Raw genomic sequence first — 17,874 nt, forward strand, 5'->3', positions numbered from 1 at the left:
ATCCCGTGGTGGAGCAGACGAAACACATCTTCGTAACCGGGGGCGTTGCCTCCTCATTGGGCAAGGGTCTGACGGCGTCGAGCCTCGGCCTTCTTCTGCGGTCGCGTGGTCTACGCGTCACGATGCAGAAGCTCGATCCGTACCTCAACGTGGACCCCGGGACGATGAACCCGTTCCAGCACGGCGAGGTCTTCGTGACCGACGACGGGGCCGAGACGGACCTCGACGTGGGGCACTACGAGCGGTTCCTCGACAGCAACCTCGTGGGCAGCGCCAACGTCACGACGGGCCAGATCTACAACCAGGTGATCGCCAAGGAGCGTCGCGGGGAGTACCTCGGCGACACCGTCCAGGTCATCCCGCACATCACCAACGAGATCAAGGAACGCATGCGGGCGCAGGCCGCCGGCAGCCCCGGCGTCCCGCAGTCCGAGGCGCCGGACATCATCATCACCGAGATCGGCGGCACCGTCGGCGACATCGAGTCGCTGCCATTCCTGGAGGCCGCGCGCCAGGTCCGCCACGACGTGGGCCGCGACAACGTCTTCTTCCTCCACGTCTCGCTGGTCCCCTACCTCGCCCCCAGCGGTGAGCTCAAGACCAAGCCGACGCAGCACTCCGTCGCAGCCCTGCGCCAGGTCGGCATCCAGCCCGACGGGCTCGTGCTCCGTGCCGACCGTGAGATCCCCGACGGCATCAAGCGCAAGATCTCGCTCATGTGCGACGTCGACACCGAGGCCTGCGCCGCTGCCGTCGACGCCCCGAGCATCTACGACATCCCGAAGGTGCTGCACAAGGAGGGCCTCGACGCGTACGTCATCCGTCGCCTGGGCCTGAACTTCCGGGACGTCGACTGGCACGACTGGGACGAGCTCCTGCGCCGGGTGCACAGCCCCGAGCACACCGTCGAGATCGCCCTGGTCGGCAAGTACATCGACCTGCCCGACGCGTACCTGTCGGTCACCGAGGCCATGCGTGCCGGTGGCTTCCAGAACGACGCGAAGGTCCACATCCGCTGGGTCGCCAGCGACGAGTGCCAGACCGAGGCCGGCGCGCAGCGTGCCCTGGGCGGCGTCGACGCGGTGCTCGTGCCCGGCGGCTTCGGCGTCCGCGGCATCGAGGGCAAGCTCGGCGCCCTGCGCTGGGCCCGCGAGAAGCAGGTGCCGACGCTCGGCATCTGCCTGGGCCTGCAGTGCATGGTCATCGAGTACGCGCGCAACGTCGCCGGGATCGAGGGTGCGAGCTCCACGGAGTTCGACCCGCAGACCCCGGCCCCGGTCATCGCGACCATGGAGGAGCAGAAGGCGTTCGTCGAGGGTGCCGGCGACCTGGGCGGCACGATGCGCCTGGGTGCCTACCCCGCCAAGCTCGCCGAGGGCTCGGTCATCGCCGAGGCGTATGGCGCCGTGGCCGTGGACGAGCGCCACCGGCACCGCTACGAGGTCAACAACGGGTACCGCAAGGAGCTCGAGGAGGCCGGTCTGGTGTTCTCCGGCCTGTCCCCGGACGGCAACCTCGTCGAGTTCGTCGAGCTGCCGCGCGAGGTGCACCCCTATTACGTCTCGACCCAGGCGCACCCGGAGTTCAAGTCCCGCCCGCACCGCGCCCACCCGTTGTTCGCCGGTCTCGTCGAGGCCGCGATCAACGCGCAGCGCGCTGCCCGGCTGGTCGAGGTCGAGCGCCCGCGGGCGACTGCCGACGCGACGGCCACGGCGTGAGCGGGTCCCCGCTCGAGTCGCTGGCCGACCGGTTCGAGGCGCGCCCGGTGGTGGCCTCCTCGACGGTCTTCGAGGGACGCGTGTGGGACGTCGTCAGCGAGACGGTCGACCTCGGCGCGGCCGGTGAGGTGACGCGCGAGTTCGTGCGCCACCCCGGGGCCGTCGCGGTCGCCGCCGTCGACGAGCAGGGGCGGCTGTGCCTGATCCAGCAGTACCGCCACCCGATCCGGGCGTTCGAGTGGGAGATCCCGGCCGGGCTGCTCGACGTCGACGGGGAACCGCCGCACGTCGGGGCCGCCCGCGAGCTGCACGAGGAGGCCGACCTCGTCGCCGCCACCTGGCACGTGCTGGCCGACTACGTCAGCTCGCCCGGAGGGCTCGACGAGGCCCTGCGCATCTACCTCGCCCGTGACCTTTCCGCGGTGCCCCACGACGAGCGGCACGACCGCGACGGCGAGGAGCTCGGCATGCCGCTGCGCTGGGTGCCGCTCGAGCAGGTGCGCGACGCGTTCCTGGCCGGTCAGCTGCACAACGCGACCATGGGCATCGCCGCCCTGGCCGCCCTCGCCTCCCGCGACCAGGGGTGGACGACGCTGCGCCCCGTCGACGCGCCCTGGCCCAGCCACCCGGCGCACCGCGACCCTGCCGGCTCCTGACGTGGCCGGCACGTTCGGTGTCGGTGCGTCGGGGGTCACTGCCGCCGGTGACTGCCCCTGCGGCACCGGTGAGCCCTATGCCACCTGCTGCGGCCCGCTCCACGCCGGCGAGTCCGTGGCCACCACGGCCGAGCAGCTCATGCGCAGCCGGTATGCCGCGTACGTGCGTGGCGACGCGCCATACCTCGTGCGGACCTGGCACCCCCGCCACCGCCCGGACCCGCTCGAGGTCGCTCCCGACCCCGGCTGGTTGCGGCTCGAGGTGCTCGACGTCGTCGGCGGTGGGGAGGACGACGGGACCGGAGAGGTCGAGTTCGTCGCGACGCACGTGGACGGGCCCCTGCACGAGCGCAGCAGGTTCGTCCGTCGGGCCGGCCGGTGGGTCTACCTCGACGGTGTCGTCCGCGACTGACGAGTCGTCCGCCGGGGAGGCGGAAACCGATTCGTGGGGGTTGCGGCTCGGTCCGTAGGATGGGCGGGCTCGTCAGAGCGTTCCTGTCCCCGACCTCGAAGGATCTCCTGTGCTTCGCACCCACGAGGCCGGCACGTTGCGTGCCGACCACTCCGGCCAGACCGTCACGCTCACGGGCTGGGTCGCCCGTCGGCGCGATCACGGCGGAGTCGCGTTCCTCGATCTGAGGGACGCCAGTGGCGTCGCGCAGGTGGTCGTCCGTGACGAGGTGCTCGAGCAGGGTGGCGCCCACGACCTGCGCAACGAGTACTGCGTGCGTGTCGTCGGCGAGGTGCGGACCCGTCCCGAGGGCAACGCCAACGCCGACCTGCCCACCGGCGAGATCGAGGTCATCGCCGGCGAGATCGAGGTGCTCAACGCCTCCGCGCCGCTGCCGTTCCAGATCGACGAGCGCGTCACCGTCGGCGAGGAGGCCCGCCTCAAGCACCGCTACCTCGACCTGCGTCGCCCGGGTGCCTCGTCGGCCGGGGCCGCGGTCCGCCTGCGGTCCAAGGTCAACGCCGCGGCCCGCTCGGTGCTCGGTGCCCGCGACTTCGTCGAGATCGAGACCCCGACGCTGACGCGGTCCACCCCCGAGGGTGCCCGCGACTTCCTCGTGCCCGCACGCCTCGCGCCCGGTTCCTGGTACGCCCTGCCGCAGAGCCCGCAGCTGTTCAAGCAGCTGCTCATGGTCGCCGGTATGGAGCGCTACTACCAGATCGCCCGCTGCTACCGCGACGAGGACTTCCGCGCCGACCGCCAGCCGGAGTTCACCCAGCTCGACATCGAGATGTCGTTCGTCGAGCAGTCCGACGTGCTCGAGCTCGGTGAGGAGATCGTGCGCGAGGTGTGGAAGCTGATCGGCGTGGAGCTGCAGACGCCGTTCCTGCAGATGACCTATGCCGACGCGATGCGCCGGTTCGGCTCGGACAAGCCCGACCTGCGGTTCGGCAACGAGCTCGTCGAGTGCACCGAGTACTTCAAGGACACCCCCTTCAGGGTCTTCCAGGCGGAGTACGTCGGGGCCGTGGTCATGCCCGGGGGCGCCTCGCAGCCGCGCAAGCAGCTCGACGCCTGGCAGGACTGGGCCAAGAGCCGCGGCGCCAAGGGTCTGGCCTACGTGCTCGTCCAGGAGGACGGCACGCTCGGCGGTCCGGTGGCCAAGAACCTCACCGACGCCGAGCGCGACGGGCTGGCCGCCCACGTGGGCGCGAAGCCCGGTGACTGCGTCTTCTTCGGCGCGGGCACGACCAAGGCGTCCCGGGCGCTCCTCGGCGCGGCCCGCCTCGAGATCGGCAAGCGCTGCGACCTCATCGACGAGGACGCCTGGTCGTTCCTGTGGGTGCTCGACGCCCCGCTGTTCGAGCCGACCTCCGAGGCCGTCGCCGCCGGTGACGTCGCCGTCGGTGGAGGCGCCTGGACCGCGGTGCACCACGCCTTCACCTCGCCCAAGGCCGAGTTCCTCGACACCTTCGACACCGACCCCGGCCCTGCCCTGGCGTACGCCTACGACATGGTCTGCAACGGCAACGAGATCGGTGGCGGGTCGATCCGTATCCACCGCCGCGACGTGCAGGAGCGGGTCTTCAAGGTCATGGGCCTGTCGGAGGAGGAGGCGCAGGAGAAGTTCGGCTTCCTCCTCGACGCCTTCGCCTTCGGCGCCCCGCCGCACGGCGGCATCGCCTTCGGCTGGGACCGCGTCGTCACCCTGCTCGCAGGAACCGACTCGATCCGCGACGTGATCGCCTTCCCGAAGTCCGGTGGCGGCTACGACCCGCTCACCGCCGCGCCGGCGCCGATCACCCCGGAGCAGCGCAAGGAGGCCGGCGTGGACGCCAAGCCGGCCGCCCCCGCTGCCCAGGGCGCCGAGGCGGCGACCTCCGCCACCAGCTGATCCGAGCCCGCTCGGGGCACGACGAAGGGCGGGGACCACACGGTCCCCGCCCTTCGTCGTGCCCCGAGGTGCTGGCTACTTCGCGAGGAAGGTCAGCAGTGCGCTGTTGAACTCGTCCTTGTGGGAGACGTTGATGCCGTGCGGGCCGTCCTTGACGACGTGCAGCTCGCTGCCCGCGACCGCGTCGTGGGTCCGCTGCCCGGAGACCTCGAACGGCACCGTGCCGTCGCTGTCGCCATGGATGACCAGCGTCGGCACGTCCACCTTGGCGAGGTCGTCGCGGAAGTCCTCGACCCAGGCGGCGATGCACTGGGCGGCGGCCTCGGGGTCGGCCTGGGCAGCCAGGCCCAGTGCCTCCTGGCGCTGGGCCTCGCTCACCTTGAGCTCGTCACCGGCGCTGAAGAACCCGGTGGTGAAGCCGTCGAAGAACGCCGGCGGGTCCTTGCGCAGGTCGTCCTGCATGCCGGCCACGGTGTCCTTGTCGAGGCCACCGTCGGGGTGGTCGTCGCTCTTGAGCAGGAACGGCGGGATGGCTGAGGCGAAGACGGCGCTGTGCACCCGGTCGGTGCCGTGCCTGCCGATGTAGCGGGCGACCTCGCCGCCACCCATCGAGAACCCCACGAGCGAGGCATCACGCAGGTCCAGCTCCTCGACGACCGCCTTGAGGTCGTCCGCGAAGGTGTCGTAGTCGTAGCCCTTCTCGGGCTTGTCGGACTCGCCGAAACCGCGGCGGTCGTACGTCACCACGCGGTAGCCGGCCTCGGTGAGCGCGGGCACCTGGTCGGCCCAGGACCTGCCGCTGAGCGGCCAGCCGTGGATCAGCACGACGGGGCGGCCGGTGCCGCCGGTGTCCTCGTAGTGCAGCTCGACGTCCTTGGACAGCAGGCCGGAGGATCCCTTGACGGTGGGCATGTGGTTCACCTTTCAATCGAATGCTGGACCATTCGACCCTAAGCACATCCCGGGGTCTCTGCAGATCTGCGGACCTCCCGCACCCGTGGGGCTGCCGTCACAGGCTGCCGGCTGCCGGGCGCTCGGCGTCCGGCATCCCACCGGTGAGGCGCTCGCCGTCGACGAGCACCTCGCAGCGCTCGGACCAGAACGCGACGTGGTCCTGCAGTCGGACGGCGTCGTCGAGCGGGTCGGGGTAGAACCACGCGATGTCCGCGCCGACGTCGTCCCCGGTGCCGAGGTAGCTCGCCCGCCCCTTGTAGGCACAGACGGTGTGCGTCTGCGACGGCGTGAGGAGGTCCATCCGGACGTCGTCGACGGGCAGGTACCAGCGGGTCGGCAGGGCGGTCTCGTAGACGGCGAGGGCCCTGCGGGACTCTGCGAGCACCGTCCCAGCCAAGCTGACCACGACGTGCCGGTCGCTGCGCAGCACGTCGATCCGCTTCCACGGGTCGTGCGCGTGGCCCATGACCGGTTGGTCCTCCTCCACCCAGTCGAACAGGGCGAAGTCGAGGACGACACGACCACCCAGGTCCGGGTCGTCGGGGCGGAAGCCCACCTCGACGAGCCCACCGGCATCGTCGTCGGGTGCTCCCTCCCGCACGGCCACCGGGGTTCCCGGGCACGTGTGCAGCTCGAAGTGCAGCGGGCCGAGGACCGGGGGCAGCCCGTCGGGGAGCTCACGACGGGGGAGGTCCACCAGCTCGATCCCGTTGGCTGCGAAGGCGTCCGGCGGCACGGCATACTCCGGGACCACCCGGCGCGGCTCCCACACCAGCAGGGCATCGGTCGTGTCGACGAGGAGGTGACCGTGCCGGGAGGCGCGCAGCCGCTTCGTGGTGCGGGTGAGGCGCAGCTCGGACAGGCCGCGGAACCACTGGTCGTGCAGGTCGAGTGCCATGGGTCCACGATCCTCGCCCGGGACCGGGTGGGCAACGGTCCGTGCAGCCGCCCGCTCAGGCGGTCGCCAACCGTCGGCTCGACCAGAGGTGTGCCTCGCCGTACCCGAGGCCCGTGTAGAGGCGGCGGGCCACGTCGTTGTCGGAGTACATCCCGAGGGTGCACACCCCGGCGTCGCGGACGGCCGCTCGCGTGAGCCGGGCCGTCACCGCGAGGCCCAGACCGGTGCCACGCGCCCTCGGGTGGACCGTGATGCCGGACAGGTGCGGGTGGCCGGCCACGTTGGGTTCGCGGACGCCGCAGGCCAGCAGGCTGCCGTCGTCGGCGCGGACCCCGACCCAGTGCTGGTCGGCCCGCTCGAACGGCCTCGCTTCGGTGCGCTGGTTGGCCAGCGCCAGCAGGGCACGGATGGGGGCCTCGTCGGCGTCGCCGAGGACCTCCAGCCGGTCCTCGGCAGGGACCTGCGACGGTGGCTGCGTCGCGCACAACCACTCCCACTCGTTGCCCTCGGTGACCGGCAGGTGGTGGGCGACCGCGGGCAGCGACCCGCGCTCGACCGTCACCGAACCCAGCGGATCAGGCAGCAGCCGGGCCGCCACCAGCTCGCCCACGAGCGCGTCCACGTCCGTGGGCGGACCCATGACGAGGAGCCCGTGGCGGCGGGTGTGGGTCTGGCGGGGGAGGGCCATCGCGGCACCGAGGCAGTGAGCGGCGCCCACGAGGGGCGAGGGGATGTCCCACCGCAGGAACGCGCTCCCACCGCTGAACGCCAACAGCTCCTCGTGGCTCGAGATCTCCTGCAGCACAGCGTTGTTCGCGCAGGAGCCGGACGCGTGCGTCACTCCGTGATCCCGAACCGCGCGTGCCACCTCTTCAGCCGCGCCGGCGCCCACCAGTTCCAGTCGCCGAGCAGGGCCATCGTCGCCGGCACGAGCAGCATGCGGACGAGGGTGGCGTCGAGCAGCACGGCCACGGCCAGGCCGACACCCGTCTCCTTGATGATGAGCAGCTGCCCCGCCACGAACCCCGAGAACACGATGACGACGAGGATCGCCGCCGACGTGATGATCCGCCCGGACCGCTGCAGCCCGGCGATGACGGCGTGGTCGTTGTCCGCGCCGCGCTCGTGCAGCTCGACGATGCGCGACAGCAGGAACACCTCGTAGTCCATCGACAGCCCGAACCCGAAGGCCAGCACGAGCATCGGGATCGTCGACTCGATGCCCCCGACCGAGTCGAACCCCAGCAACCCTTGGAGGTGCCCCTGCTGGAAGACCCAGACGACGATCCCGAGGCTGGCGCCGAGCGAGACGACGTTCATGAGCAGGGCCTTGACGGGGATGACCACCGAGCCCGTCATGAGGAACAGCAGCACGAGCGTCGCGAGGGCCACGAGCGCAAAGGCGTATGGCGCGCGCTCGCGCAGGGAGTCGGTGAAGTCGCGCAGGCCGGACGCCTGCCCGATCACCTTGGTGGGGAAGTCCGGTCGGTCCGCGCGCAGCGCGGTGACGGCGTCGCGGGCGCCGTCGTCCAGGGGGCCGCCGGGGGTGTCGATGGCGATGACGCTGAGCCGGTCGGACACCGCCTCGACCCGGCCGGTGAGGCGGGTGCCGCCGACGACGGGCAGCGCCGCGGCATACGCCTGCGCCTGCTCGGGGCTCGCGGTGGCCACGACCTGGACGTCGGGGCCGGCCAGGCCCGGGTAGCGGGCCTCGAGGGTCGTGAAGAACTCGCGCTGGGGGGCGCTCACGGGTAGGAGCTCCTTGCCCGACGAGGTGAGCCGCAGGTCGAACGCCGGCGCCGCGAGGGTGCCGAGGACGGCGAGGACGGCGAGGATCACCAGGAGGGGGTGGCGGAAGACGCGGGTCGCGAGCCGCGAGAACACGCCCTCCTCCGGCGCCTGCTCGGTGCCGCGCTTGAGCAGCCGCCTGGCGCCCAGGACGCACAACGCCGGGACCAGGGTGAGGGCGACGAGCATCGCGACGAGGACCACCGACAACCCGGCCGAGCCGATCGCCTTGAGGATCGACGCCTCGAAGACGAGCAGGCCCCCGAGCGAGATGGCGACCGTGAGCCCGGAGAAGACCACGGTGCGGCCGGCCGAGTCGACGGTCCGGACGATGGCGGCGAGCACCTCCTCCTGGGTGATCTCCGACGCCGGGCGGCCCTGCACCCGGCTGCGCAGCTCCTCACGGAACCGGCTCACCGTGAGCAGTCCGTAGTCGATGCACAGGCCCAGGCCGAGGACGGTGACGACGTTGACCACCGTCGCGTCGAGGTCGATCACGTGCGAGAAGCCGAGGAGGGAGGCGAGCGCGCCGGCGATCGAGGCGATGGCGCCGATGATCGGCATGCCTGCCGCGACGAACCCGCCGAACACCAGGACCATGACGAGGAAGCTGATCGGCAGGGCGATGCCCTCACCGGCTCGCAGGTCCTTCTCGACCTGCGAGGTGATGGCGTGGATGAGGTCGGCCAGGCCGCCGGTCGTGCCGTGCGCGCCGGGGATGGCTGCCACGAGGGCGTCGAGCTGCTGGTCGACCTGCGCCTGGGCGCGGTCCCGCGCATCGCCCTCGAGCCCGGGGTCGAACGTCACCACGGCCGCGAACCCGTCACCCGACGTCGGCAGCAAGGTCTTCGCCTGGGGGCTGTCGAGCCCTGCCGGCACCAGCTGGGGTGCGGCGACCGAGGCGACACCGTCGATGCCGCTGATCGCGCTCGCAGCAGCCTTCACCGCGGCGACGGTCGCCGGGGCGGCGGCGTCGGCGTCCGTGACCTGGAGCAGGTGGGTGCTCGTCGCGGAGCGACCCGCCGCGACGAGCTGGTCACGGCCCTGGAGGTTCTCCCCGGCGACGGACGGGTCGCCGGACTGGAGGCGCTCGAACAGCGACTGGTTGCCGAACGCCCCGGTGGCCCCGGCGAACGACGCGACCACGGCCAGGAGCCAGATGAGGACCACGGTGCGCGGGTGGCGCCCGACGAGGCCGCCGAGGTGGGACAGGGCTGAGGTCGACCGGTCGGGGTGGTCGGGCGCGTCGGTCACGCGGGATAGCCTGCCATCCGTGGTGACAGGCGATGGCGACGACCTCTTCGCGGCGGCCAGCGGGACCGCAGGTGGTCCCGGTGCGGCCGTCGACGGGGCCCGCCTGCCGTCGGGTGCGGCGCTGCCCCCGCTCGCCGTCCGGATGCGGCCGGCGAACCTCGACGAGGTGCGGGGCCAGTCCTCGGTGCTGCGCCCGGGGAGCCCGCTGCGCCGCCTGATCGAGGGCTCGGCCGGAGCTGCCGGGCCGCTGTCGGCGATCATCTGGGGCCCGCCGGGCACGGGCAAGACCACGCTGGCGCACCTCGTGGCGACGGCGGCCGGTCGCCGGTTCGTCGAGCTGTCGGCGGTGACGGCAGGCGTCAAGGACGTGCGCCAGGTCATGGACCAGGCTGCCCGCGACCGCGACATGTACGACCGGCAGACCGTGCTCTTCCTCGACGAGATCCACCGGTTCACCAAGGCCCAGCAGGACGCGCTGCTGCCGGGCGTCGAGACCCGGCAGATCATCCTCGTGGCGGCGACGACGGAGAACCCGTCCTTCTCCGTCATCGCGCCCCTGCTGTCCCGGTCGATGCTCATCACCCTGGGCTCCCTCTCGGACTCGGAGGTCGCCGAGGTGCTCGTCTCGGCCGTCGCGGACGAGCGTGGGCTGGCGGGGGAGTTCAGCCTGGCCGACGACGCCAGCGCCCACCTGGTGCGGATCGCCGGCGGAGACGCGCGGCGAGCCCTCACGTCGCTGGAGGCCGCGGCGGGCGTCGCCCTGGACGAGATCGCCCCGGGTGCCGAGGTCGACGGCCCGGTCGAGATCACCCTGGCGCACACCGAGCAGGCGGTCGCCTTCGCCAGTGTGCGCTACGACAAGACCGGCGACCAGCACTACGACGTCGCCTCGGCGCTGATCAAGTCGATGCGCGGTTCCGACGTCGATGCCGCCCTGCACTACCTCGCGCGGATGCTGGAGGCGGGGGAGGACCCGCGCTTCATCGCCCGGCGCATCGTCATCTCCGCCAGCGAGGACGTCGGCATGGGCGACCCCACGGCCCTGCAGACCGCCGTCGCCGCGATGCACGCCGTCGCCCAGATCGGCATGCCCGAGGCGCGCATCATCCTGGCCCAGGCGGTCGTCCACAACGCCCTCGCACCCAAGAGCAACGCGGCATACACCGGCATCAACGAAGCCATCGCGGACGTGCGCGCGGGACGCGGCGGGGCGGTGCCCCCGCACCTGCGTGGCAGCGGGTATGCCGGCGCGGCCCGCCTCGGGCACGGCGACGGCTACGTCTACGCCCACTCCGAGCCGGACGGCGTCGCCCAGCAGGCGTACCTGCCCGACGACCTCCAGGGCAAGACCGACTACTACCGGCCGACCGACCGCGGGTTCGAGGAGCGCCTCGGTCCGCGGTGGGCCTGGCTGAAGTCCAGGATCCGCGGCACCTGAGCCGGGGCTCGCGGTGTCGGATGGCGTCACCCACAACCGGGTAGGGTTGCCGACATGGATGTGAGTCTGGGCGACATCGCCGGAATGATCGCGGCCCTGGCGTTCGCGTTCCTGGTCTTCAGACTGGGCAGCGTGATCGGCAAGGCCGGCAAGATCCTCGACGAGACGCGGATCGGTCTGCGGACGACCACCGAGAACGTCCAGCCGACCCTGATCAAGCTCACCGACACGGTCAGCCTCACCAACGAGCAGCTGGCGCGGGTCGACGGCATCACGACCAACGTCTCGGCCATCACCACGAACGCCAGCGCCCTCACCGCCCTCTTCGCGGCGACGCTCGGCAGCCCGGTGGTCAAGGTCGCGGCCTTCACGTATGGCGTCCGGTCGGCCCTGAGCGGGGCCGGCACCAAGTCGACCGGTGGCCGTCGCCGCCGCAGGGGCTGATCGCCGTGGCACGACTCTTCTGGCTCGGGCTGGGCGCGGCCGCCGGTGTCTACGCGGTGCGCAAGGTCGGCAAGGCCGCCCAGGCGTACACGCCCGCCGGCGTGGCCGACGGCCTGTCCGACTTCGGTGACGGCCTGCGCGAGCTCGCCGCCGCCGTCCGCGAGGGCATGGCCGAGCGCGAAGGCGAGCTGCGGCTGGCCCTCGGCATCGACGCCGGGACCGCCGACGACCCCGAGGCCAGCGCCGCACGCCTCGACGCCGCCTCTGCACGGGCGCTCCTGGACGACCCCATGGGCCGCCGCGCCGACCGGGACTTCCGAGCTCGGTAGGGGCGTTCGCGCACCCGCGCGTCCCGTCCCCGCACACCGCTCACCCCTACCCGTACGATTCGTCATGCCCGCCCACCCCTCCAGGGCATGCGCAAAGGACTGAGTACATCCATGGAAACCGCCGAGATCAGGCGCCGCTTCCTCTCGTTCTACGAGAGCAAGGGCCACACGGTCGTCCCGTCGTCCCCGCTGGTCTACGACGACCCCAACCTGCTGTTCGTCAACGCAGGCATGGTGCCGTTCAAGCCCTACTTCCTCGGGCAGCAGACCCCGCAGTGGGACCGTGCCACGTCGGTGCAGAAGTGCGTCCGCACCGGTGACATCGAGGAGGTCGGCAAGACCTCCCGCCACGGCACGTTCTTCCAGATGAACGGCAACTTCTCCTTCGGGGACTACTTCAAGGAAGGCGCCATCCGGTTCGCCTGGGAGCTCATCACCACCTCCCAGGACCAGGGTGGCTACGGCCTCGACGCCGACAAGATCTGGCCCACCGTCTACGAGGACGACGACGAGGCCTACGACCTGTGGCACCGCACCATCGGGGTGCCCAAGGAGCGGATCACCCGCCGCGGCAAGCTCGACAACTACTGGCACATGGGTGTTCCCGGTCCCGGTGGCCCGTGCAGCGAGCTCTACCTCGACCGTGGCCCGGACTACGGCCGCGAGGGTGGGCCCGCCGTCGACGAGGACCGCTACCTCGAGTTCTGGAACCTCGTCTTCATGCAGTACGAGCTGTCGGCCGTGCGCGCCAAGGACGACTTCGACATCGCCTCGGAGCTGCCGAAGAAGAACATCGACACCGGCATGGGCCTCGAGCGCATGGCCACCCTGCTCCAGGGCGTCGACAACCTCTACGAGATCGACGAGGTCTACCCGGTCCTCGACCGCGCGGCTGAGCTGACGGGCAAGAAGTACGGCGCGCACTCCGGTCACGCCGCCAGCGAGTCCCACCCCGACGACGTGCGCCTGCGCGTCGTCGCCGACCACGTCCGCTCGAGCCTCATGCTCATCGGCGACGGCGTCACCCCCGGCAACGAGGGTCGTGGTTACGTGCTGCGCCGCATGTTGCGTCGCGCGGTGCGTTCCATGCGCCTGCTCGGGTATGACGAGCCCAGCCTCCCGCTGCTGCTCCCCGTCTCCGTCGAGCGGATGAAGAACTCCTACCCCGAGCTCGAGGCCGGGTTCGACCGGATCTCGCAGATCGCGTACGCCGAAGAGGAGGCGTTCCGCCGCACGCTGGCCTCGGGCACGACGATCCTCGACACGGCCGTGTCCCGCACCAAGGACTCCGGCGGCACGACGCTGCCGGGCGACCAGGCGTTCCAGCTGCACGACACGTACGGCTTCCCGATCGACCTGACCCTGGAGATGGCGCAGGAGCAGGGCCTCGAGGTCGACCGGGCGGGCTTCACGCGGCTCATGCAGGAGCAGCGCGAGCGCGCCAAGGCGGACGCGAAGTCCAAGAAGGGCGGGCACGCCAACACCGAGGTGTGGCGGGACCTGCGCGCGCTCGGCGCGACCGACTGGCGGGCCTACTCGCAGCTGACCAGCGAGGCGAAGGTCGTCGGCCTCGTCGTCGACGGCGTGCGCGTCGAGGAGCTCGAGCCCGGCCAGCGTGGCCAGGTCGTGCTCGACCGCACCCCCTTCTACGCCGAGTCCGGTGGCCAGGTCGGTGACGAGGGCATCATCACCGCCGACGGCGCGCACCTGCGGGTCGTCGACGTCCAGCGGCCCGTCAAGGGCCTGGTCGCGCACACCGTCGAGGTGCTCACCGGGCCGGTCCGCACCGGCCAGGAGGTGTCGGCCGAGGTCGACCCGGAGTGGCGCATCTCGGCGTGCCAGGCGCACTCGGGCACGCACGTCGTCCACGCCGCCCTGCGCCAGGTGCTCGGCCCGACGGCCCTGCAGTCCGGCTCCTACAACAAGCCCGGCTACCTGCGCCTCGACTTCGCCTGGGGCCAGTCCCTGTCGAGCGAGACGCGCAGCGAGATCGAGGAGGTGGCGAACCTCGCGGTCCGCCAGGACCTCCCCGTGTCGGCGCAGTTCATGACCCTGCCGCAGGCGCGCGAGTTCGGGGCGCTGGCGCTGTTCGGCGAGACCTACGACGAGCAGGTCCGAGTCATCGAGATCGGTGGCCCGTGGTCGCGTGAGCTCTGCGGTGGCACGCACGTCGGCCACTCCTCGCAGATCGGTGCCCTCTCAGTGACCGGCGAGTCGTCCGTGGGCTCGGGTGTCCGTCGCCTCGAGGCGTTCGTCGGCATGGACGCCCTGCGCTACCTCGCCAAGGAACGCGCCCTCGTCGCGGAGCTCACGGAGATCGTCAAGGTCCAGCCGGGCGAGCTCAAGGAGCGCGTCGCGGCCCTCGTGGCGCGGGTGCGCGACGCCGAGCGCGAGCTCGAGAAGGTCCGTCGCGAGCAGGTGCAGGCCCAGACCGGCAAGCTCGTCGAGTACGCCCGTGACCTCGGTGGCATCCGGGTCCTCACCCACGACGCGGGTGACGGCGCCAGCGCCGACGACCTGCGCACCATGGCCCTGGACCTGCGTGGCCGCCTTGGCGAGGCGACCCCCGTGGTCGTCGCGCTCACCGGCGTGGCCAAGGGCCGGCCCGGTGTCGTCGTGGCGACCAACGCCGGAGCGCGTGCGCGCGGCGTCAAGGCTGGTGCGCTCGTGCGCGTCGCGGCCCAGACGCTCGGCGGCGGCGGAGGTGGCAAGGACGACCTCGCCCAGGGTGGTGGCACCGATCCGGCCAGGACCGGTGACGCGCTCGGCCGCATCGACGCCGCGGTGCGCGAAGCCGCCGGCATCACCGGCTGACCGCGGACGACATCGTGACGCAGGCGGTCACCAGGACCGGGGTGCGGGTCGGCGTCGACGTCGGTAGCGTCCGGGTCGGGGTGGCCGCCAGCGACCCGTCGGGGTTGCTGGCGACCCCGGTCCGCACCGTGGGCCGTGACCGGCAGGAACCCCCGGCCGCCGAGCCGACGGACCTCGAGGAGATCGCCGGCATCGTCGACGAGACGTCGGCGATCGAGGTCGTGGTCGGCCTGCCGCGGACACTCGCGGGGGCCGAAGGTGCCGCCGCCGAGACCGCCCGCACGTATGCTGGGCGGCTGGCGGTCCGTATCGCCCCCGTGCCGGTGCGCCTGATCGACGAGCGACTGACCACGGTCGATGCGCACCGTTCCCTCCGTGACAGCGGGGTCGACGGCCGCAAGCAGCGCGCGGTCATCGACCAGGCGGCGGCGGTCCTGATCCTGCAGGCCGCCCTCGACGCGGAGCGAGCCTCCGGGCGACCGCCCGGTGAGCTGGTCAGGACTGGCGGGCGCAAGCCCCGGACGAAGGACAGGCACCGATGACCGAGCCCCATCTGGAGCACTCGATCTTCGGGGGACAGCCGGACGAGGGCCACGACCCGCACGGGGACGCGGCCGGACGACCGGTCAGCCGCGCCCAGACGCGTCAGCAGGCCCGGCCGCGTCGCCGCAGGCGCGGACGTCGCCGGGGCATCCTCGTCGTCGCCCTGGTGATCGTGGCCCTGGCCGGCTTCGCGGCATACACCGTGCTGCGTCCGGTGGTCGACGGCTTCCTGGAGAGCAACGACTACGCCGGCCCCGGCGCGGGCGAGGTGAAGGTCGTCGTCAACGACGGCGACACCGGCCGCGCCATCGGGACCACCCTGGAGAAGGCCGACGTCGTGAAGTCGGCGAAGGCCTTCCTCGACGCGGCGTCCGCGGACAGCCGGTCGGCCGGGATCCAGCCCGGCACCTACACGTTGAAGAAGCAGATGTCGGCCAAGGGCGCCCTCGCGCTGCTCGTCGACTCGGCCAACCGCAGCGTCCCCCGCGTGACGATCCGTGAGGGGCTCTGGAAGAACGAGATCTTCGCCGCGCTGTCCAAGGGCACCGGGGTTCCCGTGGCGGAGTACACCGCCGCGATCAAGGACCCGCAGGCGATCGGCCTCCCGGCCGTGGCGAAGGGGAACGTCGAGGGGTACCTCTTCCCGTCGACGTACGAGTTCCCCGCGAAGGCGACCGCGACCACGCAGCTCAAGACCATGGTGGCCAAGACCCTGAGCGAGCTCGACCAGGCCGGTGTCGCCGAGGCGGACCGGGAACGGACCCTCATCGTCGCGTCCATCGTCGAGGGCGAGGTGAGCGGCGACGCCGACCGCGGCAAGGTCGCCCGCGTCATCGAGAACCGCCTGCGCACCAAGGGCGCGCCCAACTACGGCCTGCTCCAGATGGACTCGACGGTCCACTACGCGGTGCAGAAGCGCGGCCGCGCCGGCACGAGCAACACCGACCGGCAGAGCCCGAGCCCCTTCAACACGTACAAGAAGCAGGGCCTCCCGCCGGCGCCGATCAACAGCCCCGGCGCCGCGTCGATCGAGGCAGCCGCCTCACCCACGGCAGGCTCGTGGCTCTTCTTCGTCACGGTCGACCCCGACACCGGTGAGACCAAGTTCGCGACGACGCAGGCCGAGCACGACCAGAACGTCAAGGAGTTCCAGGCGTGGTGCAGGGACCACTCGGACCGGTGCTGAACGCCGCCGTCCTCGGGCGACCCGTCGCCCACTCCCTGTCACCCCTGCTGCACACCGCCGGCTACCGTGCGCTGGGCCTGCGCGACTGGACGTATGGCGCGCACGACCTCGGCGCCGACGAGCTGGCTCCCTGGGTGGCCGACCGTGACGAGGGGTGGCGTGGCCTGAGCCTCACGATGCCGCTCAAGGAGGCTGCCCTCGCGGTGGCCGCCACGGTGTCGGAGACCGCGCGGCTCACGGGGGCCGTCAACACGCTCGTCCGGCGCGAGGACCTCGGGTGGGACGCCCATAACACCGATGTCCACGGGCTGGTGGCCGCGCTGGCGCACGTCGACCACGGCGGGGCGGCGACCCTGCTCGGGTCCGGCGCGACGGCAAGGTCGGCCGCCGTCGCCCTGTCGGAGCTGGGGGTCTCGCGCGTCCGGGTCGCGGCACGCAACGTCGTGACGGCGACCGAGGTGGTCGCGCTGCTGGACTCGCTCGACGTCCACGCCGTGCCGGTGCCACTCGGGGAGTGGGCCGCCGGCCCGGGCGGAGTGGTCGTGTCCACCCTGCCCCCGCCCGCGGCCGAGGCCGCTGCCGTGCACCTCCCGCCGGACGGTGACCTGGCGGGCACCACCCTCCTCGACGTCGTCTACGCCGACTGGCCCACCCCGTTGGCCCGCGCAGCGGAAGCGGCCGGCGCCGACGTCGTCAGCGGCCTGGAGATGCTCGTGCACCAGGCGGCTCGCCAGTTCGAGCTGTTCACCGGGCAGGCCGCCCCCGTCGAGGTCATGCTCGCTGCCGGCCGAGAGGCGTTGGGCCGGTGATCGCCCGTTCCGCCGGTGTGGGCGCCCCCGTCTGGGTCGTCGCCGTCCTCGCCCTGGCCGGTCTCCTCCTCGGCGGGCTCACCGGACGCAGGCTGTCCGAGGGTGGGTACCGCACCGAGTACGACGAGGCGGGTGCGCTGCCGCGGGTCTGGTGGTGGCCAGCACCCGTGCTCGCCCTGCTCTGGGGCTTCCTCGCGTGGCGGATCGGTGACTACGCGGGGTGGGCGGCGCTGCCGGCCTTCCTGCTGTTCGCCTGGCTCACCGTCGCCCTGGTGTGGATCGACGCCGACGTGCACCGCCTGCCCGACGGGCTCGTGCTCCCGGCCTACCCCGCACTCGGGATCCTGCTGCTGGTGGCCACGCTGGGCCTGGGGGACTGGCACGCCGCCGTGCGGGCGTTGCTGTGCCTCGCCGCGGTCTTCACGCTGTTCTTCCTCATGAACCTGGTCTCGCCGGCCTCGCTCGGCTTCGGGGACGTCAAGCTGTCCGGGTTGATCGGGCTGCTGCTCGGCTGGCTCGGGGTCCAGGAGGCCGTGAGCGGCATCGTGGCCGGGTTCGTCGTGGGTGGTGTCGTGGCCCTGCTCATGCTCGTCGGGCAGCGGGTCGGGCTGCGCTCGCACATCGCGTACGGCCCCTCGCTGCTCGTCGGCACGTTCCTCGCGCTGGCGTTCGAGTACCAGCTGGTGGCCTAGCGGAAG

Annotated in this window: 16 protein-coding genes; 12 read left to right on the plus strand and 4 right to left on the minus strand. The window is 72.0% G+C overall.

Going from position 1 to position 17,874, the window contains the following annotated elements; genetic code table 11:
• The first annotated feature begins 5 nt into the window (after nucleotides 1-5).
• The 4 genes from ASC58_RS07435 (at nucleotide 6) to aspS (ending at nucleotide 4,719) form a co-directional block, all read left to right on the plus strand.
• Nucleotides 6-1,718 (plus strand): CTP synthase, encoded by a 1,713-nt coding sequence (locus ASC58_RS07435; RefSeq protein ID WP_056914219.1) that lies wholly within the window; start codon nucleotides 6-8, stop codon nucleotides 1,716-1,718.
• Complete coding sequence (locus ASC58_RS07440) at nucleotides 1,715-2,374, plus strand: NUDIX hydrolase (protein ID WP_056914220.1); 660 nt, start codon at nucleotides 1,715-1,717, stop codon at nucleotides 2,372-2,374. Before ASC58_RS07435 ends, ASC58_RS07440 begins: the two co-directional genes overlap by 4 nt.
• Before the next feature lies 1 nt (nucleotide 2,375).
• Entirely contained in the window at nucleotides 2,376-2,786 is a 411-nt protein-coding gene (locus tag ASC58_RS07445; RefSeq protein WP_056918888.1) for a YchJ family protein, read from the plus strand.
• A 109-nt stretch (nucleotides 2,787-2,895) separates the two neighbouring features.
• Entirely contained in the window at nucleotides 2,896-4,719 is a 1,824-nt protein-coding gene (aspS, locus tag ASC58_RS07450) for an aspartate--tRNA ligase (protein ID WP_056918889.1), read from the plus strand.
• Between the two features lie 75 nt (nucleotides 4,720-4,794).
• On the opposite strand, the gene ASC58_RS07455 is transcribed toward aspS, so the two are convergent.
• The 4 genes from ASC58_RS07455 to ASC58_RS07470 form a co-directional block, all read right to left on the minus strand.
• Nucleotides 4,795-5,631, minus strand: coding sequence for an alpha/beta fold hydrolase (locus ASC58_RS07455; protein WP_056914223.1), 837 nt, complete (start codon nucleotides 5,629-5,631; stop codon nucleotides 4,795-4,797).
• Between the two features lie 97 nt (nucleotides 5,632-5,728).
• A complete protein-coding gene (locus ASC58_RS07460) occupies nucleotides 5,729-6,571 on the minus strand; it encodes a DUF427 domain-containing protein (protein WP_056918890.1) in 843 nt (280 codons plus the stop codon).
• Between the two features lie 55 nt (nucleotides 6,572-6,626).
• Nucleotides 6,627-7,412, minus strand: coding sequence for a GNAT family N-acetyltransferase (locus tag ASC58_RS07465; protein ID WP_056918891.1), 786 nt, complete (start codon nucleotides 7,410-7,412; stop codon nucleotides 6,627-6,629).
• Nucleotides 7,409-9,613: an MMPL family transporter gene (locus ASC58_RS07470; protein ID WP_056918892.1), complete on the minus strand. Its 2,205-nt coding sequence runs from the start codon at nucleotides 9,611-9,613 to the stop codon at nucleotides 7,409-7,411. The genes ASC58_RS07465 and ASC58_RS07470 overlap by 4 nt, the downstream gene beginning before the upstream one ends.
• Nucleotides 9,614-9,755: 142 nt before the next feature.
• Here ASC58_RS07470 and ASC58_RS07475 point away from each other — a divergent pair, with 142 nt between their 5' ends.
• The 8 genes from ASC58_RS07475 (at nucleotide 9,756) to ASC58_RS07510 (ending at nucleotide 17,868) form a co-directional block, all read left to right on the plus strand.
• Entirely contained in the window at nucleotides 9,756-11,051 is a 1,296-nt protein-coding gene (locus ASC58_RS07475; protein WP_082553175.1) for a replication-associated recombination protein A, read from the plus strand.
• Between the two features lie 60 nt (nucleotides 11,052-11,111).
• Entirely contained in the window at nucleotides 11,112-11,495 is a 384-nt protein-coding gene (locus ASC58_RS07480) for a DUF948 domain-containing protein (protein ID WP_056917035.1), read from the plus strand.
• Between the two features lie 5 nt (nucleotides 11,496-11,500).
• Nucleotides 11,501-11,824 carry a DUF6167 family protein gene (locus tag ASC58_RS07485; protein WP_056914227.1) on the plus strand — a complete coding sequence of 108 codons (324 nt, stop codon included), beginning with the start codon at nucleotides 11,501-11,503 and terminating at the stop codon, nucleotides 11,822-11,824.
• Nucleotides 11,825-11,935: 111 nt separating this feature from the next.
• Nucleotides 11,936-14,638: an alanine--tRNA ligase gene (alaS, locus tag ASC58_RS07490; RefSeq protein WP_056918893.1), complete on the plus strand. Its 2,703-nt coding sequence runs from the start codon at nucleotides 11,936-11,938 to the stop codon at nucleotides 14,636-14,638.
• 14 nt (nucleotides 14,639-14,652) lie between these two features.
• Complete coding sequence (ruvX, locus tag ASC58_RS07495; protein WP_082553073.1) at nucleotides 14,653-15,180, plus strand: Holliday junction resolvase RuvX; 528 nt, start codon at nucleotides 14,653-14,655, stop codon at nucleotides 15,178-15,180.
• On the plus strand, nucleotides 15,177-16,367 hold the full coding sequence (gene mltG / locus ASC58_RS07500) for an endolytic transglycosylase MltG (protein WP_056914229.1): 1,191 nt from the start codon (nucleotides 15,177-15,179) through the stop codon (nucleotides 16,365-16,367). The genes ruvX and mltG overlap by 4 nt, the downstream gene beginning before the upstream one ends.
• On the plus strand, nucleotides 16,337-17,176 hold the full coding sequence (locus ASC58_RS07505; RefSeq protein WP_235529139.1) for a shikimate dehydrogenase: 840 nt from the start codon (nucleotides 16,337-16,339) through the stop codon (nucleotides 17,174-17,176). The genes mltG and ASC58_RS07505 overlap by 31 nt, the downstream gene beginning before the upstream one ends.
• Nucleotides 17,173-17,868 (plus strand): prepilin peptidase, encoded by a 696-nt coding sequence (locus ASC58_RS07510; RefSeq protein WP_056918894.1) that lies wholly within the window; start codon nucleotides 17,173-17,175, stop codon nucleotides 17,866-17,868. Before ASC58_RS07505 ends, ASC58_RS07510 begins: the two co-directional genes overlap by 4 nt.
• Nucleotides 17,869-17,874: the final 6 nt, after the last annotated feature.

It is taken from the genome of Phycicoccus sp. Root101 (assembly GCF_001426245.1).
In the GTDB taxonomy this organism is placed as follows: Bacteria; Actinomycetota; Actinomycetes; order Actinomycetales; family Dermatophilaceae; genus Pedococcus.